This is a genomic window from Paraburkholderia panacisoli (assembly GCF_008369935.1).
Lineage (GTDB): Bacteria > Pseudomonadota > Gammaproteobacteria > Burkholderiales > Burkholderiaceae > Paraburkholderia > Paraburkholderia panacisoli.
Genome location: NZ_VTUZ01000007.1, coordinates 275,040 through 298,674 on the forward strand (window position 1 = coordinate 275,040; position 23,635 = coordinate 298,674).

General features: G+C 64.6%; 18 protein-coding genes. 4 read left to right on the forward strand and 14 right to left on the reverse strand.

The features are described 5' to 3' along the window. Positions 1 to 93: 93 nt before the first annotated feature. The 9 genes from FVF58_RS13475 to FVF58_RS13515 form a co-directional block, all read right to left on the reverse strand. Positions 94 to 1,323, reverse strand: a complete 1,230-nt coding sequence (locus FVF58_RS13475; RefSeq protein WP_149670386.1) for a glycosyltransferase family 4 protein — start codon at positions 1,321 to 1,323, stop codon at positions 94 to 96. After that, on the reverse strand, positions 1,320 to 2,810 hold the full coding sequence (locus tag FVF58_RS13480) for a glucose-6-phosphate isomerase (protein ID WP_149670387.1): 1,491 nt from the start codon (positions 2,808 to 2,810) through the stop codon (positions 1,320 to 1,322). The genes FVF58_RS13475 and FVF58_RS13480 overlap by 4 nt, the downstream gene beginning before the upstream one ends. 3 nt (positions 2,811 to 2,813) lie before the next feature. After that, entirely contained in the window at positions 2,814 to 4,067 is a 1,254-nt protein-coding gene (locus FVF58_RS13485; protein WP_149670388.1) for a glycosyltransferase family 4 protein, read from the reverse strand. A 118-nt stretch (positions 4,068 to 4,185) separates the two neighbouring features. Further along, a complete protein-coding gene (locus tag FVF58_RS13490) occupies positions 4,186 to 5,109 on the reverse strand; it encodes a glycosyltransferase family 2 protein (RefSeq protein WP_149670389.1) in 924 nt (307 codons plus the stop codon). 59 nt (positions 5,110 to 5,168) lie between these two features. Continuing rightward, entirely contained in the window at positions 5,169 to 7,364 is a 2,196-nt protein-coding gene (locus tag FVF58_RS13495; protein WP_149670459.1) for a polysaccharide biosynthesis tyrosine autokinase, read from the reverse strand. A gap of 143 nt (positions 7,365 to 7,507) precedes the next feature. Next, positions 7,508 to 8,716, reverse strand: a complete 1,209-nt coding sequence (locus FVF58_RS13500; RefSeq protein WP_149670390.1) for a polysaccharide biosynthesis/export family protein — start codon at positions 8,714 to 8,716, stop codon at positions 7,508 to 7,510. Next, entirely contained in the window at positions 8,710 to 9,150 is a 441-nt protein-coding gene (locus FVF58_RS13505; protein ID WP_149670391.1) for an arsenate reductase/protein-tyrosine-phosphatase family protein, read from the reverse strand. The genes FVF58_RS13500 and FVF58_RS13505 overlap by 7 nt, the downstream gene beginning before the upstream one ends. Before the next feature lie 52 nt (positions 9,151 to 9,202). Then, positions 9,203 to 10,666, reverse strand: coding sequence for a UDP-glucose dehydrogenase family protein (locus FVF58_RS13510; RefSeq protein WP_149670392.1), 1,464 nt, complete (start codon positions 10,664 to 10,666; stop codon positions 9,203 to 9,205). Positions 10,667 to 10,746: 80 nt separating this feature from the next. Continuing rightward, positions 10,747 to 12,144 carry an undecaprenyl-phosphate glucose phosphotransferase gene (locus FVF58_RS13515; RefSeq protein ID WP_149670393.1) on the reverse strand — a complete coding sequence of 466 codons (1,398 nt, stop codon included), beginning with the start codon at positions 12,142 to 12,144 and terminating at the stop codon, positions 10,747 to 10,749. A 664-nt stretch (positions 12,145 to 12,808) separates the two neighbouring features. On the opposite strand from FVF58_RS13515, the gene FVF58_RS13520 reads away from it, so the two are divergent. Next, complete coding sequence (locus tag FVF58_RS13520; RefSeq protein WP_149670394.1) at positions 12,809 to 14,377, forward strand: mannose-1-phosphate guanylyltransferase/mannose-6-phosphate isomerase; 1,569 nt, start codon at positions 12,809 to 12,811, stop codon at positions 14,375 to 14,377. Positions 14,378 to 14,540: 163 nt separating this feature from the next. Here FVF58_RS13520 and FVF58_RS13525 read toward each other — a convergent pair whose 3' ends face one another. Next, positions 14,541 to 15,740: a transposase gene (locus FVF58_RS13525; protein WP_149670395.1), complete on the reverse strand. Its 1,200-nt coding sequence runs from the start codon at positions 15,738 to 15,740 to the stop codon at positions 14,541 to 14,543. 584 nt (positions 15,741 to 16,324) lie between these two features. Beyond that, positions 16,325 to 16,621, reverse strand: coding sequence for a YciI-like protein (locus FVF58_RS13530; RefSeq protein WP_149670396.1), 297 nt, complete (start codon positions 16,619 to 16,621; stop codon positions 16,325 to 16,327). A 450-nt stretch (positions 16,622 to 17,071) separates the two neighbouring features. Between FVF58_RS13530 and FVF58_RS13535 the strand changes: the two genes are divergently transcribed. The 3 genes from FVF58_RS13535 (at position 17,072) to FVF58_RS13545 (ending at position 19,126) form a co-directional block, all read left to right on the forward strand. Further along, a complete protein-coding gene (locus FVF58_RS13535; RefSeq protein WP_149670397.1) occupies positions 17,072 to 17,365 on the forward strand; it encodes a PsiF family protein in 294 nt (97 codons plus the stop codon). Positions 17,366 to 17,637: 272 nt separating this feature from the next. Next, a complete protein-coding gene (locus FVF58_RS13540) occupies positions 17,638 to 18,087 on the forward strand; it encodes a hypothetical protein (RefSeq protein WP_149670398.1) in 450 nt (149 codons plus the stop codon). A 445-nt stretch (positions 18,088 to 18,532) separates the two neighbouring features. After that, a complete protein-coding gene (locus tag FVF58_RS13545; RefSeq protein ID WP_149670399.1) occupies positions 18,533 to 19,126 on the forward strand; it encodes a BPSL1445 family SYLF domain-containing lipoprotein in 594 nt (197 codons plus the stop codon). 401 nt (positions 19,127 to 19,527) lie between these two features. Here FVF58_RS13545 and FVF58_RS13550 read toward each other — a convergent pair whose 3' ends face one another. The 3 genes from FVF58_RS13550 to otsA all read right to left on the reverse strand — a co-directional run bounded on the left by FVF58_RS13550 (position 19,528) and on the right by otsA (position 23,480). Beyond that, positions 19,528 to 20,598 carry a glycosyltransferase family 4 protein gene (locus FVF58_RS13550; RefSeq protein ID WP_149670400.1) on the reverse strand — a complete coding sequence of 357 codons (1,071 nt, stop codon included), beginning with the start codon at positions 20,596 to 20,598 and terminating at the stop codon, positions 19,528 to 19,530. Positions 20,599 to 20,836: 238 nt separating this feature from the next. Further along, positions 20,837 to 22,000: an AAA family ATPase gene (locus FVF58_RS13555; protein WP_149670401.1), complete on the reverse strand. Its 1,164-nt coding sequence runs from the start codon at positions 21,998 to 22,000 to the stop codon at positions 20,837 to 20,839. A 67-nt stretch (positions 22,001 to 22,067) separates the two neighbouring features. Next, entirely contained in the window at positions 22,068 to 23,480 is a 1,413-nt protein-coding gene (otsA, locus tag FVF58_RS13560) for an alpha,alpha-trehalose-phosphate synthase (UDP-forming) (protein WP_149670402.1), read from the reverse strand. Positions 23,481 to 23,635: the final 155 nt, after the last annotated feature.

Here is a 23,635-nt window from a genome sequence, read left to right on the forward strand (position 1 = left end):
CCCCTGTGCGTTCTGAGAGTTGTGTTGATGAAGCGCTGAGTGAATGCGCGGCGCGGCACGTCGCAGCAAGCTAGCGCGGCGCTGCGCGTTGCGTCATTCCGCGCTCTTCTGTCCGGCCAGCGTGTTCAGCGTCAGCGCGTCGGTCTTGGCGACCGTCGACGCTTCCACCTCGCTGCGCCGGCGGTTTTCCTGCTGCCCGGCCAACTGCCGGTACAGCGCGATGTACTGCGCGGCCATACGCGCCCAGCCGAAGCCGGTGGCGAGCTGATTGGCGGCGATGCCCATCGCGCGGCGGGCATCGTCATTGCCCGCGAGCCGCGCGACCGCGCCGGCCAATGCCTTGGGATCGTCGGGATCGTCGAGCACGATGCCGCACTCCGGCGTGATGATTTCGGCGCCGCCCGCGGTCCGCGCGGTGACCACCGGCAAGCCGGCCGCCATCGCTTCGAGCAGCGACAGGCTCATCGCTTCGTAACGCGACGGGAACACGAACGCATCGACCGAATGCATCAGCACCGGCATCTCCTTCACCAAGCCGAGAAAATGCACCCGATGCGCGATGCCGAGCGCCTTCGCTTCTTCCGGATACGGACTGCCCGGCAGAAAGCCTGCCACCGCGATCTGCACGTGCTCCGGCAGATGCTTGAGCGCGGCCAGCACGGTGCCGAGATTCTTGCGCGGCGTGCGCAGGTCTCCGACGAACAGCAGCAGGAACGCGTCCTTCGGCAAGCCGAATTTCTCGCGATCGCCGGTGGCCGCCGCGAAGCCTTGCGTGTCGACGCCGTTGTAGATCACGTCCACGCGGTTGTGCGGCGTCAACCCGATCGCACGGATTTCGTCGGCGACTTTCTGCGACACCGCGGTGATCACTTTCGAGCGCCGGTAAGCCCAGCGTTCGAGCAGCGCATTGCAGCGCGTATACACCGACTGATACGCTGACCACACCCCCTTGGTCAGCCCGAACGGGTAGTACTTGCTGCCGAACCAGCCGCTATGCACGAAGTGCGATGTATTGACGTCGGCGGGCATCCACGTGATGAAGCCGTTCACGTGCAGCACGTCGAATTCACGGCGATGCGCGCGCAGCCACAGCGCGCTCTTGAACGCGAACACCTGCTGGCGCAGCAGATTGGTGGGCCACCAGCGGCCGATTTTCACCGGCGCCCAGCGGACGTTCGGATGCGCGAGCAACTCGGGCGCGACGTGCGACGCGACCAGCGTGACGCCGATGTTCTCGTCGAGGGCGGCGCGCGCGATCTCGTGGTTGACGCGCCCCTGGCCGTCGTTATGGCGCACTACGTGCGTGACAATGGCGACTCTCAATCAGTGCCTCCGTGGAGAAATAGCGTGCGGCGGCGATTCATCTTGTCGTGATGGACCGCGGAAAGAATCGAAAAAACACTCATGAAAAGCAGCAGTCCGCCGGTGCCGACCAGCGAGTTGGTGAACACCAGCATCGCGAAGGTCGCGAGACTCAGGCTCAGGCACGCGGACACGAATTTGTCGTCGCGCAGTTTGAACGACGCGAGCACCGCGCGCGTGAGCAGCCAGACGATGCCTGACATATACAGCAGCGTGCCGGGCCAGCCGAGCACGAACGGGATGTTCATCACGCCGCTGTCGAAGTTGCCGTACTGGCCGAGCTGGCCGCCGTCGTTCGACAGTTTGGTCGAGGTGCCGGTCGCGCCCATGCCCTCGCCGGCCACGTCGGTGAACGCGGTCTTCGCAAAGGTCGCGTAGAACTCGTTGCGCGCCGCGTAGCTCTGGTCGTCGTTCAGGTTGACGATCGTGGTCAGGCGCGCCTGCATCCGCTCGGCCACCGGGCCGACCGCCAGCAGCGGCACGCACAGGCCCGCGAGCAGCACCGCGCTGCCGACGATGCGCACGCGCACCTTGTTGTTCGACTTGACGAGCTGGATCAGGAGCGCGATGACCCAGCCGCCCCACGTCGAGCGCACGAGGCTCAGCGCGAACGAGAAGAAGCCGAGCGCCGCGGCGATCCAGCGCACGCGGTGCGTGGCCGCCATCACGAAGACCATCGCGCCCATCATCGCGAATGCGAACGGTCCCGACGAGTTCATCGTGCTGAACACGCGCACGCCCATCGGCACGGGGTCGCCTTGCGAGTTCATCTGCGAGCCGAGCATCCACAGCACGTCCCACGGCGGCATGATGAAGAACTGGATCAGCCCGTAGCCGCCCATCGCCAGCATGCCCCAGATGAACGTGTTGACGATGGTGTCGCGGTACTGCGGATACTGGCGCGTATGCGCCATGATGTGAAAGCCGATCAGGATCGGATAGAGCCAGTTCGCGAGGTCGTAGGTGGCCGCGAGCGGTCCGCTCGACATCACGCCGATCATGAACGCGTAGACGAGGCCGAGCAGGATCAGCAGCACCGGCAGGCCGCGCCGCTGCGCGAGCAGTCGGTAGTAGCGCAACAGCGACAGCGCGCTGATCATCGTGACCGCGAGCGGTGCGACCTGGATCAGGCTGGTCGGCGTGAACGAGCCTTTGGACCAGTCGGCCAGACGCCGCACTTCCGGGCTCAGGAACCACAGCCACCACATGAAGCCGATGTAGCGCGCCGGGCTCTTGAAGTAGAGCCACAGGCCCGTGAGGATCGCGAGCACCGGAAACGCGAGCGTGAGCACCGTGCCCTGATGCGCGACGATCAACACCGCCGTGACGAGCCACAGCAGCAGCGGCGGCAGCCAGTCGCGCCGGCTGCCGGACAGCAGCCGCGCGGGGCCGCTTTCTGCCGAGGCGTCGGGTGCGTGGGGGGCGCCGGCTCGCGGAATCGTCGACATCGTTCAGAGGCCTCCGCTTGATTCGCGCGCGGACGCGCGTGGGGTTTGCGCGGGCTTGGGCGCGTGCGCCGGTTTCGCGGCGTGGGCCTGGGCGGCGGCCGGGGTGCGCGCTTGCGCGTGAGTGCGTGCGTGTGCGTGTGTCTGCGTTTGTATTTGCGAGTTCGCCTCGCCGTGCGCACGCGCGTGCAGCATCTCCCGCGTGATCCGCACGTGCTGCATTGCGTAGTGCTGCGTGGTCAGATCGCGCGACAACAAACCGGCTGCCGCCGCCTGCGCCTGGCGCAACGCGTCGGCCGGCGCAGCGGCGAGCCGGTCGACCGCGTCGCGCAACGCTTGCGGATCGAACGGCGGGATATAGGCCGCCTCGTCTTCCGGAAAATAGTCCTGTAACGCGCCGACGTTCGTCACCACCATCGGCTTGCCGACCGCCGCCGCTTCGAGCATCACGGTGATGCCCGAAGCGTGCGAATTCGGCCGCAGCGGCACCACGATCACATCGGCCCAGTCGTACAGTTCGTGCTGCTTCCTGATGCCCGAGAACAGCGCGATCTCGACGTTCGGCGCGCGCAGCGACGCGGGAATGCGCCGCCGCGTCGCGAGCTTCACCGTGTAGCGCGAATCGTTGCCGAACGCCTTGATGAGCGTTTCCCAGTCGCGGTCGCGGTCGTTGCCGATCGCGGCGATGCGCAGCGGCGTATGCGGCGTCCATTGCGCCGGCACGTTGACCGGGAAGTCGCGCGTATTCAGGCCGTACAGCAGCGGCTGCGCGTCGCGGCCGAAGTACCGCTGGCACAGCTCGGCGTTGTCGCTGGCGAGCGTGGTCAGCTGATCGGCGCGGCGCATCAGCCTGCGATACAGCCAACTGCGCAAAATCCCATACGAAGGCCATTTGTCGAGCAGCCAGACGCTTTGCGCGAGCAGCAGCGGCGCCGCGCCCGCGCCCGCCTTGCGGCCGCTCAACAGCAGCATCAGCGCGGCGGACAGCCATTCCTGTTCGGTGTGCGTCCAGATCACGTCCGAGCGCAGCATCTCGGCGCGATTGCGCCACGTGTGGATGAAATCGAACCCCAGCAGCGCCTTCAGCGCGCGGCGCAGCAGACGCACCGGTTTGCCTTCGCGCGCGTCCTGCGAATAGGTCAGCTTGAACTCATCGGACTCGGCGTGGTGATAGCCGTACAGGCAGCCGATGTTGTCGCCCGGCCGGTAGAAACGCGGATCGGCGCCGTAAAACAGATGAACGTGAACTTTCGTACTCATGCAGACACTCCGCTCTGCCGGTGGAAAGAGGCATCGGCGGCCCTGGCGGGGGCCGCGTGCCGATGCGCGAACGTGGGGGTTGCGGCGGGGCTCAGATGGCTGACGCGGCTCACGTCACTCACGACAGCGCGCGGCGCGCCTCGTGCGCGCCGCTGCGCACCGCGCGCCAGCGCGAGAGCTTGAGCCCCGCCTGCTTCGACACCAGCGCGAGCGCCGCATGCGTGAGCCCCGGGTAGACCCGCGTGCCGACCAGCGTCCACCACCACCACGCGGTTTCGCGGCGCAGCGGCGGCAACTGGTCGCGCAGGATCAGATGGAAGTTGAACGCGGCGTTGCGCAACGCCGTCATGGTTTGCGCGTCGCGGCGATCGTCGTCGAAACGCTCGGCGGGGAAGTGATCGACCGCCACGCGCGGATCGTACATCAGCTTCCAGCCGGCGTTCTTCACGGCGAGGCTGAACGCCATGTCGTTATGGACCTGCGCGCCCGCGCCGCGCAGGCGCGCGTCGAAGCGGATCGTGCGTACCGCGTCGCGCCGGTAGCTCATGTTGGCGCCCTTCAGGATGTCGACTTCGCGCGCGCTGCCCACCCCGAGATGATGATTGCCGATGATCTTGCCGTGCGCGGTCACCTTGCCCACCAGCGGCCGCTCGCCGTCCAGCACACGGCCCTTCTCGTGCACCCAGTCACGCCCGCCGAGCGCGCCCAGACGCGCATCACCGGCGAACGCGGCGGCGATCCGCTCGACCCAGTCGGCGTGCGGCGCGGCGTCGTCGTCGGTGATCGCGATCACGTCGCCGCTGGCGGCATCGAGCCCGCGGTTGAGCGCGGCGACCTGGCCGGGCACGCCGACCGGCGCGACCACTAGCGGCAGCTTGCCCGGCACGGCCGGGTCACGCAGACACGCGTGCGTCGCGTCGTCGTCGGCGCGCGCCACCACCACCACTTCGTCCGGCGCGCGCGACTGCCGTTGCAGCGCCGCGAGGCAGCGCGCCAGATCGGCCGGGCGGCGGTAGGTCGGAATCAGTACCGTCACTTTCATCGTGATGTCCTTTTTAATCGTCGTTGCGCTGGAATCTGCACGTTCAGAACGCGCGGCGCTCAGGTGCTCAGATATTCCTGAACCGCCGCATAGCCGCGGTCGTAGCCGCCACGGCGCGCCGGCATACCGTTGAAGATGCCGCCCTGCACGTGCACGCCGGCCGCGCGCAGACGCTTGAGCGCATCGGTGATCTCGCCTTCGCTGTGCACGCCCGAGCGCATCACGAAGAAGGTCGAGCCGGCATACGCGCCGATGATCGACGCGTCGGTCACGGCCAGCACCGGCGGCGTGTCGATCAGAATCACGTCGTAGCGCTTGGCGAGCCCGTCGAGGTATTGCGGCAGACGCGGCGACATCAGCAGCTCCGAAGGATTGGGCGGACGGCGGCCGCACGCGATGAAGCTCAGGCCGTCGACATGCGAACTGCGAATCGCCTCTTCCAGCGAAATCTGGCCGCTCAGCAACTCGGACAGGCCGCTGTCCTGCGGGCCGCCGAGGTAGCGTTCGAGCACGCCGCGCCGCATGTCGCCGTCGATCAGCAGCACGCGCTTGCCCGAATTCGCGAGCAACACCGCGAGGTTGACCGTCAGGAAGCTCTTGCCGACGCCGGCCATCGGGCCGGTCAGCATGACGATGCGATTGCGCGCGTCCATCATCGTGAACTGCATCGAGGTGCGCAGGCTGCGCAGACTTTCGATCGTCACGTCCTTCGGACGCGCGTTGGCCAGCACCGAGCGCAGGCGTTCTCCGCCGCGCGGGAACGCGCTGTCGAGCTGCGCCTGCTCGGCGCTTTGCGGCACGAGGCCGAACACCGGCAGATGGAACGCGCGCTCGATGTGATCGGGGTCGTCGATGCCCTTGAACATATTGCGGCGCAGGAACACGAAACCCGTGCCGGCGATCAGCCCGAGAATCACCGCCGCCGACAGGATCAGCATCTTCTTCGGCTTGACCGGCGCACCCGGACGCAGCGCGGCGTCGACGATGTGCACATTGCCGCCCGTGCCGGCCTTCTGCACCGACAGCTCCTGCACGCGGTTGAGCAGCAGCACATAGATGTCTTCGGCGACCTTCGCGTCGCGCTGCAACTGCACGGCCTTCACTTCGGTGGCGGGCAGATCGCGGAAGCGGTCCGCGTATTTGGCGCGCTGCGCCTGCAACTCGGCCATCTGTTCGCGCGCGGCCTTGAGCAGCGGATGGTCGTCGCCGTAACGCTCGGTGAGCTGCGCCATCTGCAGGCGCAGGCCGGCGATCTGCTGCTCGTACTGCACGCTGCCTTCGAGGTACACCTTCGCTTCATCGCTCGCGTTGATCGAGCCGGACTGGCGCTGATACGCGGTCAACGCGGCTTCGGCGCGTTCGAGGTCGGACTTCAGGCGCGGCTCTTCGCTCTTCAGGAAGTCGAGCATCCTGATCGCGTCTTCCTGCTTGTTCGACACGTGCTGGCGCACATAGGACTGCGCGAGCGCATTGGCGACCAGCGCCGCGTGCTCGGCGCTCTTGTCCTCCAGCGAAATCTGGATCACGCCGGTCTGCTTGCCCTGCTCCTGCACGGTGATCGCCGACTGGAACGCGGTGATCGCGTCGAGATCGTTGGCGCGCACCACGGTAAATTCCTGACCGGCACGCGCGACCATCGTGTTGACGAGCATCGTCACGCCGCCGCCCTGCGCCTGCTGGCCGACCTGGCCGCGCAGCAGCAGCGCGCCGTTCTCCGCATGCAGTTCGTAGTGCTGGTCGTCGATGACCCGCAGCATCAGCTTCTGGCCTTCGAGCGCGGGCGTCACGTCGATCGAACCGACTTCGACGTTCTCGCCGCCCCATGCATACGAGGTCAGTCCCAGCCACGCACGCGCCGGCTGACCGGGCGTCGCCATGCGCGCGGCGATGCTGCCGAGCAGCGGAATCGTCTTCGGCGTGACGCTGAAGTTCAGCTTCAGCTGCTGCACCACCGGGCCGACCACGCCGCGGCTCTTGATGATTTCGATTTCGGCGTCGGTCGGCAGCGTGCTGGAGCCGGTGGTGATCGCGGCGCCGGTCTGCGTCTGCGTGAGCGCCTGCGACGTGTTGTCGGACTGCTCGACGCGCACGTGCGCGTCGGCCGAATAGATCGGCTTGGCGAGGTAGCAATAGGCGGCGGCCATCGCGACGATCACGCCGGCGATCGCGAGCAGCCACCAGATGTCGTCGAGGATCACCTGGACCAGTTGTCCGAGGACGACGTCCTCTTCTTCGGTCTTGATCGGACCAGTCATGTGTGGAGAGATTTGATTGCTCACAATTCGATCCCGTATCGGTTGCTTCGGCGTTTGCTCTTGCATTGCTTCGGCGTTTTTGCTTCGGTCCCGCGCCGCGTCCCAAGGGGGGCGCGGCGCGGGCCTGTCTACGGCTCAGAGGTTCAGCGCGTCAGCTGCTTCAGGTAGAACAGCGTCTGTATGCTCGGCAGGACCTGCTGCAACACACGGTTGAAGGTGGTCGAAGCAGCAGTGCCGACGTACACGACATCGAGCGGCTGCAACTGGAACTGCGAGGACAGCATGATCGAGTCCGGTTGCGTCATGTCGAGGCGGAATACCTCCGGCGTGGTCGGATGGTCGCGCATGCCGCGCATCACGAAGATCTGACGCGGATTGGCGTCGGTGTCGAGGATGCCGCCACCCTGGGTCAGCGCGTCGGCGATCGTCATCCGGCCGCGGATGATCGGCAGCTGGATCGGCGTCTTCACTTCGCCCATCACGAAGATGCGGGCGTCGGTGCGATCCGGCACGTTGATCACGTCGCCGTTTTGCAGCATCACGTTCTGCGTGGTGTCGCCGCGATCGAGCATGCGGTCGGCGTCGAGCACGTAGAGCTTGTTGTTGCGCGTGAGGCGCACGCGCTGGATATCGGCGTCCGAGTTCGTACCGCCCGAGCGCGTGATGGCGTCGACCAGCGTGAGCGGCACGTCGCTGATAGCAAGCGGTCCCGGCGTCTTCACTTCGCCGGTCACCTGGACTTTCTGGCCGCGATACGACAGCACGCGCACGTCGACCTGCGGATTGCGGATATAGCGCACGAGCCCGGTTGAGAGCTGGTCGCGCAACTCGCTCGTGGTTTTGCCGGCGGCCTTGATGCGGCCGACAAACGGGAAAAAGATCGTGCCGTCGGCGGCGATGGTCTGGCCGTACGGATCGGCCTGGCCCGGCAGCGCGGCTGTATACGGCTGCTGCAATGCGCCGCCGATCGACTGCGTGGTATTGCCGCCCGCCGACAGCGTGCTGCCCTGCGGCGTGGTCAACTCAGGGTGGTCCCAGACGGTGATGCCGAGAATGTCCTGCGGCGAAAGGCGGTACACGTACTGCGACGGGTCCGGCAGGGTCGAGGTCGGCAGCACCTGGGTCTTCGCGGCGGCGGCTTGCGCCTGCGAGACGATCAGGCTGGCGTCGATCAGATGGACCGGATACGTTTCGGTGGGCGCGGTCTGACCGTCTTCCTTCAGGCGCGACGTGTCGAGGAAGTTGCCCGGTGCGGTGGCGCAGGCCGACAGAAAGGACGTCAGCAAAAGCGAAGCGGCGAATTTCGCGCGGAAACTCGCGAGTGAGTTTGCAGTGAGTTTTTTCATCAGCATATTTTTTTCAGCCATCCCATGACCAGATGTTCGATGAGCACGAGACTCTCCCTGTATGCGGTTTCGGCGCCGCCATGCGGATCGGCGACGTCGGAATCGTCTTCCCACTTGCCGAGCGGATAGACCTTGCCGCGCGAAGCCGGATCGAGCGCTTCGACGGCGCTCACCTGGGCGCGTTCGGTGACGAGCACCAGATCGGCGGCGCGCACGAGTTGGCGGTCAAGCCGCCGCGAGTAATGGATGCCGGAAGCGACGCCGCGCTCGGCGAGCAGGCGCTGCATCACCGGGTCCATGCCGTGGCCGTTCATCGCCCGCAAGCCCGCCGAATGAAACGCGATCGGCGCCGCCGCGCGCTGCTTTGACTTGAACAGCATCTCGGCGGCGGGCGAACGGCACACGTTGGCATGGCAGACGATCAGAACGTTGGCGAACATGGCGGGCTCTCTCGCGGCGTGCGCTGACCTGGTGGCTCGGTGGCCTCGCGGCCTAGTGATTCGCGACGGCGGTTGCATGCACCGCATCCGCATCCGCGTCGGCTTCGTCGAGCGGGAGCGCGTGCGCGCCGACTCTCGCCGGCGCATTGCGCAACGCATGCTGCCGGCCGATCGCGTGATACTCGATGCCGAGTTCGAGCAGCGCATCCGGTTCGTACAGATTGCGGCCGTCGAAAATCAGCGGCGTCTTCAGCATCTCCTTGAGCGAAGCGAAGTCCGGGCTCTTGAAGACCTTCCATTCTGTGAGGATCACCAGCGCGTCGACACCCTCGGCCGCTTCCATCTCTTCCTTCACGAACGACAACCGCGCGTGCTGCTGCGGCACGTCCTTCAGATCGAGCGCGAACACGCGCTTCGACTCGTCGATCGCGACCGGGTCGTAAGCCTTCACGCGCGCGCCACGGCGCAGCAGTTCGGCGATCAGCGGACGGCTCGGCGCTTCGCGCATGTCGTCGGTGTTCGGCTTGAACGCGAGGCCCCACACGCCGAACGTGCGGTCAGACAGGTCCTCGCCCAGACGCGCGACGATCTTCTGCGCGAGGATGCGTTTCTGCGTGTCGTTGACCGCTTCCACCGCTTCTAGAATGCGCAGGTTCGCCTTGTGGTCGGCCGCGGTGCGGATCAACGCCTGCACGTCCTTCGGGAAGCACGAGCCGCCATAGCCACAGCCGGCATACAGGAAGTCGTAGCCGATGCGCGGATCGGAGCCGATGCCGCGGCGCACCGCCTCGATGTCCGCGCCGACGCGGTCGGCCAGATTGGCCAGCTCGTTCATGTACGAGATGCGCGTGGCGAGCATCGCGTTGGCCGCGTACTTGGTGAATTCGGCCGAGCGCACGTCCATGTACAGCGTGCGTTCGCGATTGCGGTTGAACGGCGCGTAGAGGCGCTTCATCAGTTCGCGCGCCTTTTCACCGGGCACGTCCTCGTCGCAGCCGAGCACGATGCGATCAGGCCGCGTGAAGTCTTCGACCGCCGCGCCCTCTTTCAGGAACTCCGGATTCGACACCACCGAGAACATGTGATCGAGCTTGCGCGCGGCCAGCTCGGCGGCGACCACCTCGCGCACGCGCGAGGCCGTGCCGACCGGCACCGTCGATTTGTCGACGATCACCTTGAAGCCCGTCATATGCCGGCCGATATTGCGCGCGGCGGCCAGCACGTATTGCAGGTCGGCGGAACCGTCCTCGTCGGACGGCGTGCCGACCGCGATGAACTGGATGTCGCCGTGGGCGACCGCGGCCTCGATGTCGGTCGAGAACTTCAGGCGCCCCGCTTTGCGATTGCGCGCGATGATCTCCTGCAGACCCGGTTCATGGATCGGCACGCCGCCGTTGTTGAGCACGTCGATCTTGCGCTGATCGACGTCGAGACAGAACACGTCGTGGCCGATGTCGGCCAGACATGCGCCCGTCACGAGGCCTACGTAGCCACTACCGATGATCGTCAGGTTCATGTATTACACCTCGGAAAATGGAGTTGATTCAGGAGTGCGCTCACGCGGCGCGTCGTATGGCCCGCGCCCGTGTGCGGGACTCAATATGCGTTGCTGCCCACGAAGCCCTTCCACAGCGTCAGCACGACGATCTTGATGTCGAGCCAGAAGGTCCAGTGCTGCATGTAGTACAGATCGAGCTTGACGCGGCCCATCATCTTTTCGATGCGGTCGGTTTCGCCGCGATAACCATTGATCTGCGCCCATCCGGTGATGCCCGGCTTGATCCGGTAGCGGTGCATGTAGCCCTTCACCAGATCCTTGTAGATGTCGTCGTGTTCGAGCGCGTGCGGGCGCGGGCCGACCACCGACATCTCGCCGCGCAGCACGTTGATGAACTGCGGCAACTCGTCGAGGCTGGTGCGCCGCAGGAACGCGCCGACCGCCGTGATGCGCGGGTCGCGCCGCGTGGCCTGGGTGATCTTGCCGGCCTCTTCCTTGTGCATCTTCATCGAGCGGAACTTGTAGATCTCGAACTGGTTGCCGTCGATGCCCTTGCGCTTCTGGCGGAAGAACACCGGGCCGGGCGAGCTCAGCTTCACCATCGCCGCGATCCCCAGCATCAGCGGCGCCAGCGCGGTCAGCGCGGCCAGCGCGAACAGGCGGTCGAACACGCGCTTGGGCAGCACGCGCAGATCGGTGATCGGCGACGCGGCAAGGTTGATCGCCGGCACGCCGAGCAATTCGACCATCGGCTGATTGAACAGCGTCAGGCTGCGCACGTCCGGAATGAAGCGGATGTTCACGAAGTCGTTGCGCAGATCCATCACGAAGCGATGGATCGCCTTTTCCTTCGAGATCGGCAGCGCCAGCCACAACTCGCGGATCGCGCGCTGGCGCACCAGCTGGATCATTCGCTGATAGTCGCGCTCGACCGGCACGCCTTCGATCGCGTCGGCCGCGTCCGGGTCTTCGTAGGGGTTGATCGTGCCGTCCTCGTCGAACACCACGACGGGGCTAAAGCCCGCTTCCGGACGGCTGCGCATCTGCTCGATCAGAAAGCGCCCATACGGCGCGCCACCGACGATCGCCACCGCGCGCTGATTGAAGCCTTCGCGGCGCAGCCCGCGCAGGATCGAATAGACGATCACCTTGGTGATGATCAGCAAGCCGATGGTGGCCACCGCCCAATACACGAGCCACAACCGCGACAGGTTGTCCGAGCGGTGCAGGCTGAAGCTGATCAGCACACCGGTGATTTCCACCATCACCCAGCCGCCCGCGACGCGCGACAGCAGGTCGTAGAGCGGCTTGCCGCGCCATGATTGATAGATGCCCAGCGCCGGAAAGAACACCACCACCAGCAGGCAGCCGAACGCGAGCGACACGCTTTGCATATCGTCCAGCCACACTACTTTCCCGCTGTGCACGGCCGCCGCGATGGCCGCGCCGAGCGCGACCATGGCGATGTCGATGATTCTCGATAGAACGCTCAGCATGAGCTGCCCCTCAGTTCGTCAGTCAAGTGCCATCCGTTGGTTGATCAAGTCCGTCGCATTCCACTGCAACAGGCGGGCGCGCCACGCCGGCAACCGCGTCCCGCCCTGCCGCGCGCGACGCGAATCTGATTGAACCGGAGCGATTGCCCTTTTATTTCCCGATCCATGATTCGGCTAAATTTCGCCTGAATCGCGCCTGAGTGGCCGGATTGGAAAATCTGTGCCGGAATGAGTGAATACCCTTGTACAGGTATAGATAAGGCGGTATTAAAATTCGTACTGCAAGACCGCAAAATATCTCAAATTGTATCGGTCAATTTTCGGCATTTTTTCTGGATTTTATTCGGTAATTGTTACCTGAATCGGTGCTCTTCAGGCGTCGCGCGGACCTATCTGTAAGGCAATGCAGCCCGTGTTGCGCTGTGATCGGCGAAGCTTGCGGCTTACCTTTCGGCACTATTCTCACGCAGAATTCACGATAAAAAAATTGCCGCCTATTTTTTTCGGAAAATTTTTCTTTTTGATAAATGGGCCGGACATTTTTCCTTCATTAAACGGATAATTTTATCCGGCCGATTTATATCATTTGCATTTAACGCGCTTTTATTGATTCCCGACTTCGTGATAAAACTCGACGCATTCACCCAGCCTCGAGGAGTTCATCATGACAGCTCCGGTCACGGCCACGCCCGCCGACACCCGGTCCACGCAAGCTACGCCCCTGAACGTCAAGCTCAAGGTTCATCCTGTGATTCTCGCGGGGGGCTCCGGTACAAGGCTGTGGCCGATGTCGCGCGAGCAGCATCCGAAACAGCTGATCGGCCTGCTCGGCGAAGACTCGCTGCTGCAATCCACCACGCGCCGTCTCGACGGGCTCGAATCCGGCTACCCGCTCACCGGGCAACTCGTCGTGGTGGCCAATGAAGAGCAGCGCTTCACCACCGCCGAGCAACTGCGCACGAGCGGCAAGCCGACCCGGCTGATTCTCGAACCGATGGGCCGCGACACGGCGCCGGCGTTGACGGTCGCCGCGCTGTCGATTGTCGCGCAGGACGAGGACGGCATCATGGTCGTGATGCCCGCCGATCACGCGGTCACCGACAGCGACGGATTTCATGCGGCCGTGGCCGCCGGCGTGCAGCATGCGGCGTCCGGGCGCATCGTCACGATGGGCATCGTGCCGACTCGCGCCGAAACCGGCTACGGCTACATTCGCATCGGCGCTGCGCTGGGTGCATCGGCGCCTCATACGGGCGATCATGCCGATGATACGGATAACGAAGCATCGAGCAGGATCATCGCGCACCAGCTCGACCGCTTCGTCGAAAAGCCGCATCTGGAACTGGCGCAGCGCTACGTCGAATCGCGCGAGTACTGGTGGAACAGCGGCATCTTCATCATGCGCGCATCGACCTGGCTGAAAGCGATCCGCCATTTCCAGCCGGCCATTTCCGAAGCGTGTGCAGCGGCCTTCACGGGCGGCAAGGCGGACGGCGACTTCTTCCGTCTGCAACGCGACGCGTTCAGCGCGTCGCCGTCGAACTCGATCGATTACGCAGTGATGGAAAAGCTCGGCGCGGATCAAAGCGTCGCGGCCGGCGTGGTGGTGCCGTTGCAGGCGGGCTGGTCGGACGTGGGTTCGTGGGACGCGATCTGGGACATCTCGGAGAAGGACGCCGATCACAACGTGAGCCGGGGCCGCGTGATGTTCGAAGGCGCATCGTCGACCTTCGCGCATTCCGAAGGACGCCTGATTGCCTGCGTGGGCACGCAGGACCTCGTGGTGGTCGAGACGGCCGACGCGATTCTCGTCGCCGATAAATCGCGCGTGCAGGACGTCAAGAAGATCGTCGGCCGGATTCGCGCCGAGGGCGGTCTCGAAGCGGCCAACCATCGCAAGGTGCATCGTCCGTGGGGCAACTACGATTCCGTCGACACCGGCGAGCGCTTCCAGGTCAAACGCATCGTCGTCAAACCCGGTGCGCGACTGTCGCTGCAAATGCATCATCACCGCGCCGAACATTGGATCGTCGTGCGCGGCACGGCGCTCGTCACGCGAGGTGAAGAGCGCTTTATCGTCTCCGAAAACGAATCGGCTTATATTCCGCTGGGGGTCACGCACCGCCTCGAGAATCCGGGCAAGATGCCGCTCGAAATGATCGAGGTCCAGTCGGGTTCGTATCTCGGCGAAGACGATATCGTGCGCTTCGACGACACGTACGGACGCCAGTGATCGGCCAAACCAGGTGACACAGTTGAACCACAACGAATGAAGCGGGAACCTGCGGCGGTTGCTCCTACCAGCCGCGGGGAACTGCTGTGCCGACGACGATGTTTTCAGTCGTGCCGACAGTCATGCTGATAGCCGTGCTTACTGCCGTTGCTTACTGCCGTGCTCATCCCGCGTGGGAGATCAGTTCTGTGTACGACGAAGGAAAACGATCCGCTGCGCTATTGCTGTCGGGCGAGGTTGTTGCGGCAGCCGCGTCACCAGGATAACGGCGCAGCGGTCCACGAAACGCATTGAGCGGACCATGCAACGGCGCACCATGATTCACCGCAACGGGCTCCGGCACGTGACGCTTGGGCAACGGACGAGCCGGCTGCCTCGGCGCATACGACGCCGACTGCGCACGTGCGCTGTCGATGGATTCGCCCGCGACCTGCGTCAAGCGCTCGCGGTCGATCCACTGCCGCGCCCATTCGAGCGCGTATTGCTCGGCTGCGTGCGCATCGGTGAAGCGCGGGCCGACGAGGCCGGAACGCTCGACGCGTTGGCCGTCCTTCATGATTTCCGCCCACGCCCGATACATCGCATTGGGCACCTGCTCGGCCACGACGTAGATCAGATAGCCGTGCGGGCCGGCGATCTGCGTGCCGCGCGGCGCGAGACTCATCGACAGCGGCTTGCGTTGATCGTCCGGTGCTTGCGGGTGGCGTGCCGACGCGATCGCCGCATCGAGGCGCTCCATCGCCGCACCGACCGCGACCGCTTCGCTACTGCCGCAGACAGGCACGGCGGTGCGCATCGCGGGCCATGTGCCGGATGCAGCGGACGAAGAGGATGTGGCCGGCGCACGCGTGACCGGCGCCGCATCCGCGACACCGGACAACTGCCGCGTGATGTCGGCGATCGGATCGGCCGAGCGCCAGTGGCTCAGCGTGCTCGACACGCCGGGCGCCTGCCACGACTCGGGACTTTTCCACGACACGCCACGCAGACCTTCGTCGCGCATGCCGGGTGCTTCCGCCGCAACCGGAGCGGGTTTGACCGCCGGTTTGGCCCCGACCGGCGGCGCCGGCTGCGGGATGTAGGCGAAGGTGCGCCCGGTTTGCGACAACAGCCGGACCATCTCGAGCAGCGTGCCGTTCAGTTGCCATTCTTCAAACCGCCGCCGGCACGTTGGCCCCGACGGATAGCGGCCCGGCAGCTTCGACCAGGGTTCGCCGGTTGTCAGAATCCACAACACGGCATTGGCCACGATACGCGGTTCGGCGCGGGGCCGGCCGCGTCGATTCAGACGGACGGCCGGCTCGTCGGAGACAAGCGCGGCCAGCAGCGCCCACTCGTCATTGCTTAGCTCATCGAAAAACATTGGGTTTTCTCCACGCGGCTCGGCCTGGCCGCGGCTTTGGACCTGCCACGGATTCAGCGTTCACGATCCGTGTGCGGTCCTCGGTTGCACAAATATGTTTTGTACGTTCTGTTGACTGGTCAATACCGCCCCGGTGTAGTGCGGTTTGTCCCTATTGCGAAGCACAAAACGTGGTCTCACTCGTGCATGGGAGAATTTGTGCACGAAGCATACCATCCCAGGGTTTCCATGAATACGATTGAGACAAGTGTTACGGATAGAAACAATCTTGTCCTTTTCGCTGCGTCATTTCACGCATTGCCGTCACAGAACTCAGGAGCGGCTCGCGCGGTATGGCGCGTGATTGTTCGGCACTACGATACACGATCGCGCCGAATTGGATTTACGAACCGCTCGCCTGTTTGAGACGGTATTTCAATGCATTTTGGCAGTTTGAAAGTCGTTCGGACGGCGCCCGAAGCAGCGCCGGAATAGCGCGCTGACATGATCGGGACCGCGCACAGATAAAGCCACATACAGTGACTGCGCATGCGCGCTCCCGGGCGCTTCATGCGCTTCTCGACGCAACTGCGTTGAACCCGCTGTCAGCGCACCGGTTTCGCCGCGCGCTCGCCCACCACCGTCGTCCATTCACGCACGCGCCAGCGCGCCACGAGTCCGGCAAGTACATAGGGATCCGCTCTGGCAAAGGCTTCGGCGGCGGCGGGAGAATCGCTCTCGAATAGCAGCACGGCGCTGTCCGTGGGCTCGGTCAACGCGCCGGCGAGCAGCAACTCGCCGCGCTCCGCCGCCGCCCACGCGAGTTTCAGATGCGCGTCGCGATACTCGGCGCGCCGTTCCAGATAGTCGGACACGAGGTCGTACATCAACAGATAGTGCATGGCGAGCCTCCTATGGCTAGCATCAGAGACGGGCAAAGAGAGACGGACATTTGCCTGCGTTGAAGTCAATATTACCACTCCAAACCATCGCGGAATTTTGTGCCGATTATTTATTCATTTTTACTCGAATCAATGCATCCGGCATTTCAATTTTTATTCGCCCATTCAAATAATGATCTATCCAATTCACATTGAAATCTGGCAATTAATTGATCTGGATTGCATAACATTATTCGACACCACGGTCATTCGCCGGTTTCAAACGGACGGCCCCGGCTGTCACCCCGTCAAGTAGGGGAAAACGAGCGGCAGCGCCTGTCAACCGATTGGTGTTTCTGTCCGTTCTGGCAGACAGCATTTGCCATAATGGACGTGCACAGGGGCCCTGGATGCCGTTGACGCCCGCGCGCATGAACGACAAAAACGTTTTCACCACCGATGGAGTGTCACATGAAAATCCAATCCGCAATCGCTACGCTGGTGCTCGGCGCTGTTCTCGTTTCGCCGGTGTTCGCAGAGAACAGCCAGCAGACAAAAATGGCCGATTGCAACAAGCAGGCCGGCGACAAGAAAGGCGATGACCGCAAGGCGTTCATGAAAACCTGCCTGTCCGCGAAGCCGGCCGCCGCGCCGATGACCCAGCAGGAGAAGATGAAGGTGTGCAACACGCAAGCCGCCGACAAGAAGGGCGACGATCGCAAGGCGTTCATGAAGACCTGCCTGTCGTCCGCGCCCGCCAACTGAACGCAAGCCAGCCCTGCTCTGCTGACGCGTCGTGCTACGAACACGGCGCCTGAGCGCTGATTGTTCGAACAGGGCCGCGCGGTTTTCCGGCGTGGCCCCTCCCCGCCTGCTTCGTCTTCCGCTTCACCGTCCCCCTCTCGCCCTGCGCAGTCCGCCCGCCGGAGCGCGCCGTTTTCTTCTATGATGGCTGCGGAGACGGCCCACCCCCTATACAACATTAGACGGGCCGCCATCTTGTCGTTGGTGCTACTGAGCATCGATTGGAGGCAAGGATGGTATCGAAGCATAAAAACCGCTGGTTGAGGCGGTGGCTGGTCGTCATCGTATTCTGGGCCGTGCCCGTGGCGATCGTTGCGGTCAACGAGATCCGCGAGGAAATGGCGTACAACGACGTCGACCTCGACCGCGCGTTGACCACCTGGAATTTCACCGACGCACAACGCGCCGCCGGCGCGCCCGCGCGCTGCCACGGCAAGCCCGACGAGGCGCAAGCCGCCGGCTGCCCCGCCGACGTGCTGGCCGCCAATGCGCCGCGCCAGCAGGACGCGCGCAATGAATACAGCGTGCGCCGCTCCACCTTGATGGCTTATCTGTGGCACGCGTTCGTCGGCTATTGGGTCGTGCCGGCGGTCGTGCTGTTTCTGCTCGGCGTGCTGATCGGCATGGTGCGCCGCGCGCTGCGGCGCCCGCCGCCGGTGAAGAGCCCGGCGAATCATGGATGAGGCAACGCGCGGCCGTCACGCCAGGCCGTCGCGAAGCGCGGCGACGCAATCGAACCCATGCTGCGCGCCTCGATTCGCAGTCGACAACACGCCGGACTGCTGCATCCGGGCAACACTTTCAGTTTGATTTCGACACTGCGCAGTGACGCTAAAAATCGGTAAAAACGCGACTTTCGCACGCCCCCAGGCCCGCGAGCGTCAGGCAGCTTCGCTTGAAGCAGAAATCCGCAGCCCCCTAACAAACACGCGGCGCGCGCCGCTCCCGCCGTTGCGCCGAGCCGGTCAAATTTACAGCACGACGCCTTACGATTAGCCGCAAAGCCCCGCCGCACAAGGCTTTTCGCGAAACGGCGACGGCGCTTTTTGCACTTGCGTGTGATATAACTCAAAGGCACCCCGGCGATATCGCCTCAGGTTGCGCCCCGGAACCATACGGAGAAAAACGATGCAAAGACGAAACTTCATGTTGAAGACGACCGCTGCGCTCGCTTTCGGAGGCCTTGCACTCGCGGGCTGCACAACCACCTCGCCCAGCAGCAGCAACCCGACGCCTGCCACTAATGCATCCAAGCGCCAGTCGATCGACGCCGCCGTCGACGGCACGTTGTCGCGGCTTTTTACGACCGTGCCGGGTTCGCGTGAGCTGGTCTCGAAGGCGCGCGGTGTACTCGTGTTCCCGTCGGTTATACAAGCGGGCCTCGTTGTCGGCGGCCAGTACGGCGAAGGCGCGCTGCGCGTCGGCGGCGCATCGGTCGGCTACTACAGCACGGCTTCAGGCTCGGTCGGACTGCAGGCGGGCGCGCAGTCGAAGGCCATTATCTTCCTGTTCATGACGCAGGACTCGCTGGACAAATTCCGCAACGCCGATGGTTGGTCGGTCGGCGGCGACGCGTCCGTGGCGCTCGTGAAGGTCGGCGCGAACGGCATAATCGACACAACCACCGCCACCGCACCGGTCCAGGTGTTCGTGCTGACCAACTCCGGCCTGATGGGTGACCTGTCGCTGCAAGGCACCAAGGTCTCGCGGCTGAAGATCTAAGCGGCTCATCCGCTTGTCTGGAGCGCGGGGTGTACGTCTGATCCGCCCGGTTCCGTGAGCCGCGGTGGCCGGGTCAGACGCAAGCCTGCGCAGGTTGTGGTTGTTTCATCGGAATTTGCATCCGCGGTTGCATCGTGGCGGGCGCCGCTGAGAACGGCCTTGTTCGAACTGCCGGTCGCGCCGTGCTGCCAGTCACCCTTCGCTGCATTTACCGCCCTTCACCACTCCCTACAGCTTTGCCGCCGCAATCGGGCGGTAGCGCAATCCATCCGTCCAGCGTGAAGCGACCATAAAAAACGGCGGTGCGCATCGCACACCGCCGTTCTTTTTCACCATGCCGCGCCGTCCAACTCGCTACCTGCTTCAGCGCCTGAACGGGCAACGCCGACTGAAACGCACCCTCAACTCCCCGCCGACGTATCAATCACCTTGAAGCGCGACCGCTTCTGCGCCCGGATCACCGACTGATACACGTCCACGTACTGCTGCGCCATCCGATGCGACGTGAAGCGCTCCTCGAAGCGCTGCCGCACGCCCGCGCGCGGCATCTTGTGCAGACGGTTGACCGCCGCCACCGCGCCGATCTCGTCCTCGACGATGAACCCGGTCAAGCCGTCTTCCAGCACCTCCGGCACCGAGCCGCGATTGAACGCGATCACCGGCGTGCCGCACGCCATCGCCTCGATCATCACCAGACCGAACGGCTCCGGCCAGTCGATCGGGAACAGCAAGGCGTGCGCGCCCGACAGGAATTCGGCTTTCTGGTTATCCGCGATCTCGCCGATGAACTCGACGTGCGGCAAGTCCAGCAACGGCCGGATGTCGCGCTCGAAATACTCGCGGTCGGCGGCGTCCACTTTCGCGGCGATGCGAATCTGCATGCCGCACCGTCCGGCGATCCGGATCGCCGTGTCGACGCGCTTTTCCGGCGAGATGCGGCCGAGAAACGCGAGGTACTTCTGCTCGACCGGTTGCGGCGTGTACAGCTGCTCGGGCAAACCGTGATAGACGGTGGCGAGCCAGCGCGCCTGGGGCAGCGGATGACGTTGCGCGTTCGAGATCGAGATCACCGGCGCCGTGTTGAAGGTATCGAATACCGGCTGCTGCTCGGGCAGATCGAGACGCCCGTGCATCGTCGTGACGAACGGCGTCTCCTGGCGCTTGAAGACCGAGAAAGAATAGTAGTCGAGGTGAAAATGCAGCACGTCGAACTCTTCGGCCTGGCGGCGCACCAGTTCCATCAGCAGCATATGCGGCGCAATGCGGTCGCGAATGCCCGGATCCAGACGCAGCGCGCGTGGCCAGACCGGTTCGAGCTTCGCGCTGGTGACGGAGTCGCCGCTTGCGAACAGCGTCACGTCATGGCCAAGTTCGACCAGCGCTTCGGTGATATACGACACGACGCGCTCCGTGCCGCCATACAGCTTGGGCGGCACCGATTCGGTCAAGGGGGCGATCTGCGCAATCTTCATATTGTGTGTCTCCATGCTCCATGAACTGATGGCGCGCGCCTCGTGACGGTGCGCATCAGCGACGCCGAGTATGACAGCGCCGTTACCTCCAATCAATGCCGGCGGTGTAGCACGATCGCGTGCACCACCGGCATCGGAGCATTATTCCCTGGTATCCGGCAAAAAACCCCCTAGTCTTTCATTTGCTTTGCGCTGTTACAGTCGACTTACATCCGCGGACGCGCCGCTCGTGCCGGAATTACCGCGGCGGCCACTTCCACGCAGGCAGTTCGCGCTCGTCGGCATCGGCGATCCGCGTGGCGCCGAAGTGCTTCTCCAGCACGATCGACTGGCTCGCCTCCTCCCTTTCGAGCGCCGCGATCAGCCGCGCCGCGTGCGACACCACCAGCACCTGCGAATGCGCGGACGCCCGCGCGATCAGCCGTGCGAGCGCCGGCAGCAGGTCCGGGTGCAGACTCGTCTCCGGTTCGTTCAGTACCAGCAGCGCGGGCGGACGCGGTGTCAGCAAGGCGGCGACCAGCAGCAGATAGCGCAAGGTGCCGTCCGACAGTTCCGCGCCCTTCAGCGGCCGCAGCAGGCCGTGCTGGCGCATCTCGACTTCGAAACGGCCGTCGTGGGTCGTGACGTCCAGTCGCGAGCCGGGAAACGCGTCGTCGAGCGCGGCGTCGAGTCCGGCCGGGTCGCCGATCTCACGGATGGTTTGCAAGGCCGCGGCGAGATCCGCGCCGTCGTTGGACAGCACCGGCGTATGCGTGCCGATCTGCGGCAGACGCGCGGCCGCGTCGGCGTCGGTGCGGAAATGGTCGTAGAAGCGCCACGAACGGATCTGTTCGCGCACCGTGATCATTTCGGGCGCGCTGCGCGGGTCGGAGAACTCCGTCATCATGCTGTCGAAGCTCGCGACCGGTTGCGGCACGGTCTGCCAGTCGCCGTTTTCGTCACGCGTGCGCAAGGCGACGCCGTGACGGTCGACCAGCAAGGCCGAAGGCCGCAGCACCGGCCCGCTCCAGATGCACTCGCGCTTGATCACCGGGTCGAGCGTGAATTTGCTCGGCATCGGCGGCGGCAAACCCAGGTCGATCGCATAGCCGAATTCGTCGCCGGAAAAGCCGAGCCTGAGGCTGACCGGGTCTTTGCGGCGCGTGCCCTCGACCGGCGCGTCACCCGCCAGCATCGCGCGCGAAAAGCGCTCGGGACCGGCCCAAAGCGTCGACGGCAAGCCGCCTTCGCGCGCGAGCGACGTGATCACGCCGCCGCGCGCCGTTTCCGCCAGCAGGCGCAGCGAGCGATACACGCTCGACTTGCCGCTGCCGTTCGCGCCGGTGATCACGTTCAGTCGCCCGAGCGGCACGATCAACTCGCGCAGCGACCGGTATCCGGCGACCGCCAACGTGGTCAGCATGCGGCCGCCGATCGTTCGAACGCGAGCGGCGGCACGCCCAATACCCGTACCGCATGCACGCGTTGCATCACTTATGGCCGCCATCCTCGCCCGGCTTCTGCACGGGCACGCTGCGCAAATCGTTGAGGAACGTGTCGCGCCACACGCCGAGATCGTTCTTGCGCAAGGCCGCCATGTTGACTTCGTGACGCCGCTGACGCGCGTCGAGCGGCATCTGCAACGCGCGCTGCAGCGCTTCGCACATGCCGATCGCGTCATGCGGATTGACCAGCAGCGCGCCGGACAACTCCGCTGCCGCGCCCGCGAAGATCGACAGCACCAGCACGCCGGGATCGTCGGGATTTTGCGCGGCGACGTATTCCTTCGCGACGAGGTTCATGCCGTCGTGCAACGGCGTCACGAAGCCGATCTGCGATTCGCGAAACAGCGACATCAGCTTCCAGCGGTCGTACTGCTGGTTCAGATAGCGGATCGGCGTGTAGTCGAGGCCCGAATAGCGGCCATTGATTCGTCCTGCTTCGTATTCCAGGTCCTGGCGGATTTTCTGGTAGGTGGCGACATCTGAACGCGTCGGCGGCGCGATCTGCACCAGCGTGACATTGCCGCGCCATTCGGGCGAGCGCTCCAGCAGATGTTCGAACGCGCGGAAGCGCTCGACCAGCCCCTTCGAATAATCGAGCCGATCGACGCTCATGATCAGCTTGCGCCCTTCCAGGCTCTGCTTCAGATCCAGCACATGCTGCCGGCTTTCGTAGCGCTTGGCCTGTTCGGCGATTTCATCGGGGAACACGCCGATCCGGTAGACCCCCGTGCGCAGCTTGCGCCCGAACGCCTCGACCACGCCGTCCGCGCGCACCGTGCCGCGCGCGTGGCGCGTCACGTAATCGTGGAACGCCTGTTCGTCGGTGGCGGTCTGGAAGCCCAGCAGGTCGTAGCATGACAGCGACTTCACCAGTTCTTCGTGCGGCGGAATGTTGAGCAGGATTTGCGGCGCGGGAAACGGGATATGCAGAAAGAAGCCGATGCGGTTCGTGACGCCCTCGTTGCGCAGCGCTTCGGCGAACGGGATCAGATGGTAGTCGTGAATCCAGATGACGTCGTCGGGTTCAAGCAGTTTGATCAGCTTGTGCGCGAGCCACGCATTGACACGCCGGTAGCCGGCGTACTCCTCGCGCTCGTAGCGGGCGAGGTCGTTGCGGTAGTGGAACACCGGCCAGAGCGTCGCGTTCGAGAAGCCGCGATAGTACTGGTCGTAGTCCTTGCGCGTAAGGCCGACGGTTGCGAAGGTCACCGCGCCGTCCTGCTCGAGCGTCGGGCCGGCGTTGGCCACGGTCTCGCTGACCACGTCGCCGCTCCAGCCGAACCACACGCCTCCCGCATCCTTCAACGCGCCGAATACGCCGACCGCGAGGCCGCCCGCCGATCCCTTGGTTTCCGTCGGCGTTGCGACGCGATTCGACACGACGATCAGTCGGCCCATGTTGGATGTCCTCCTTGGTTCGCACGGCGCGGACTAGTGTGCGTCGGGAGCTTGCGGCGCCGGGCTTGGCGAACTTCTCGCGAGCGCTGCGATGCCGAAGCACCATGATGCGGGTTTGTGCCGCGCCAGGTTCGTGAGTGAGTGGACGGTTCGAC

Excerpts from the sequence above, each read along its gene's own strand:
- FVF58_RS13510 (WP_149670392.1), bottom strand. The coding sequence starts at position 10,666 with ATGAACCTGACGATCATCGGTAGTGGCTACGTAGGCCTCGTGACGGGC.
- FVF58_RS13480 (WP_149670387.1), bottom strand. The coding sequence starts at position 2,810 with ATGTCGACGATTCCGCGAGCCGGCGCCCCCCACGCACCCGACGCCTCG.
- FVF58_RS13535 (WP_149670397.1), top strand. The coding sequence starts at position 17,072 with ATGAAAATCCAATCCGCAATCGCTACGCTGGTGCTCGGCGCTGTTCTC.
- FVF58_RS13545 (WP_149670399.1), top strand. The coding sequence starts at position 18,533 with ATGCAAAGACGAAACTTCATGTTGAAGACGACCGCTGCGCTCGCTTTC.
- otsA (WP_149670402.1), bottom strand. The coding sequence starts at position 23,480 with ATGGGCCGACTGATCGTCGTGTCGAATCGCGTCGCAACGCCGACGGAA.
- FVF58_RS13490 (WP_149670389.1), bottom strand. The coding sequence starts at position 5,109 with ATGAAAGTGACGGTACTGATTCCGACCTACCGCCGCCCGGCCGATCTG.
- FVF58_RS13525 (WP_149670395.1), bottom strand. The coding sequence starts at position 15,740 with ATGTTTTTCGATGAGCTAAGCAATGACGAGTGGGCGCTGCTGGCCGCG.
- FVF58_RS13515 (WP_149670393.1), bottom strand. The coding sequence starts at position 12,144 with ATGCTGAGCGTTCTATCGAGAATCATCGACATCGCCATGGTCGCGCTC.
- FVF58_RS13505 (WP_149670391.1), bottom strand. The coding sequence starts at position 9,150 with ATGTTCGCCAACGTTCTGATCGTCTGCCATGCCAACGTGTGCCGTTCG.
- FVF58_RS13520 (WP_149670394.1), top strand. The coding sequence starts at position 12,809 with ATGACAGCTCCGGTCACGGCCACGCCCGCCGACACCCGGTCCACGCAA.
- FVF58_RS13555 (WP_149670401.1), bottom strand. The coding sequence starts at position 22,000 with ATGCTGACCACGTTGGCGGTCGCCGGATACCGGTCGCTGCGCGAGTTG.
- FVF58_RS13530 (WP_149670396.1), bottom strand. The coding sequence starts at position 16,621 with ATGCACTATCTGTTGATGTACGACCTCGTGTCCGACTATCTGGAACGG.
- FVF58_RS13495 (WP_149670459.1), bottom strand. The coding sequence starts at position 7,364 with ATGACTGGTCCGATCAAGACCGAAGAAGAGGACGTCGTCCTCGGACAA.
- FVF58_RS13485 (WP_149670388.1), bottom strand. The coding sequence starts at position 4,067 with ATGAGTACGAAAGTTCACGTTCATCTGTTTTACGGCGCCGATCCGCGT.
- FVF58_RS13540 (WP_149670398.1), top strand. The coding sequence starts at position 17,638 with ATGGTATCGAAGCATAAAAACCGCTGGTTGAGGCGGTGGCTGGTCGTC.
- FVF58_RS13550 (WP_149670400.1), bottom strand. The coding sequence starts at position 20,598 with ATGAAGATTGCGCAGATCGCCCCCTTGACCGAATCGGTGCCGCCCAAG.
- FVF58_RS13500 (WP_149670390.1), bottom strand. The coding sequence starts at position 8,716 with ATGCTGATGAAAAAACTCACTGCAAACTCACTCGCGAGTTTCCGCGCG.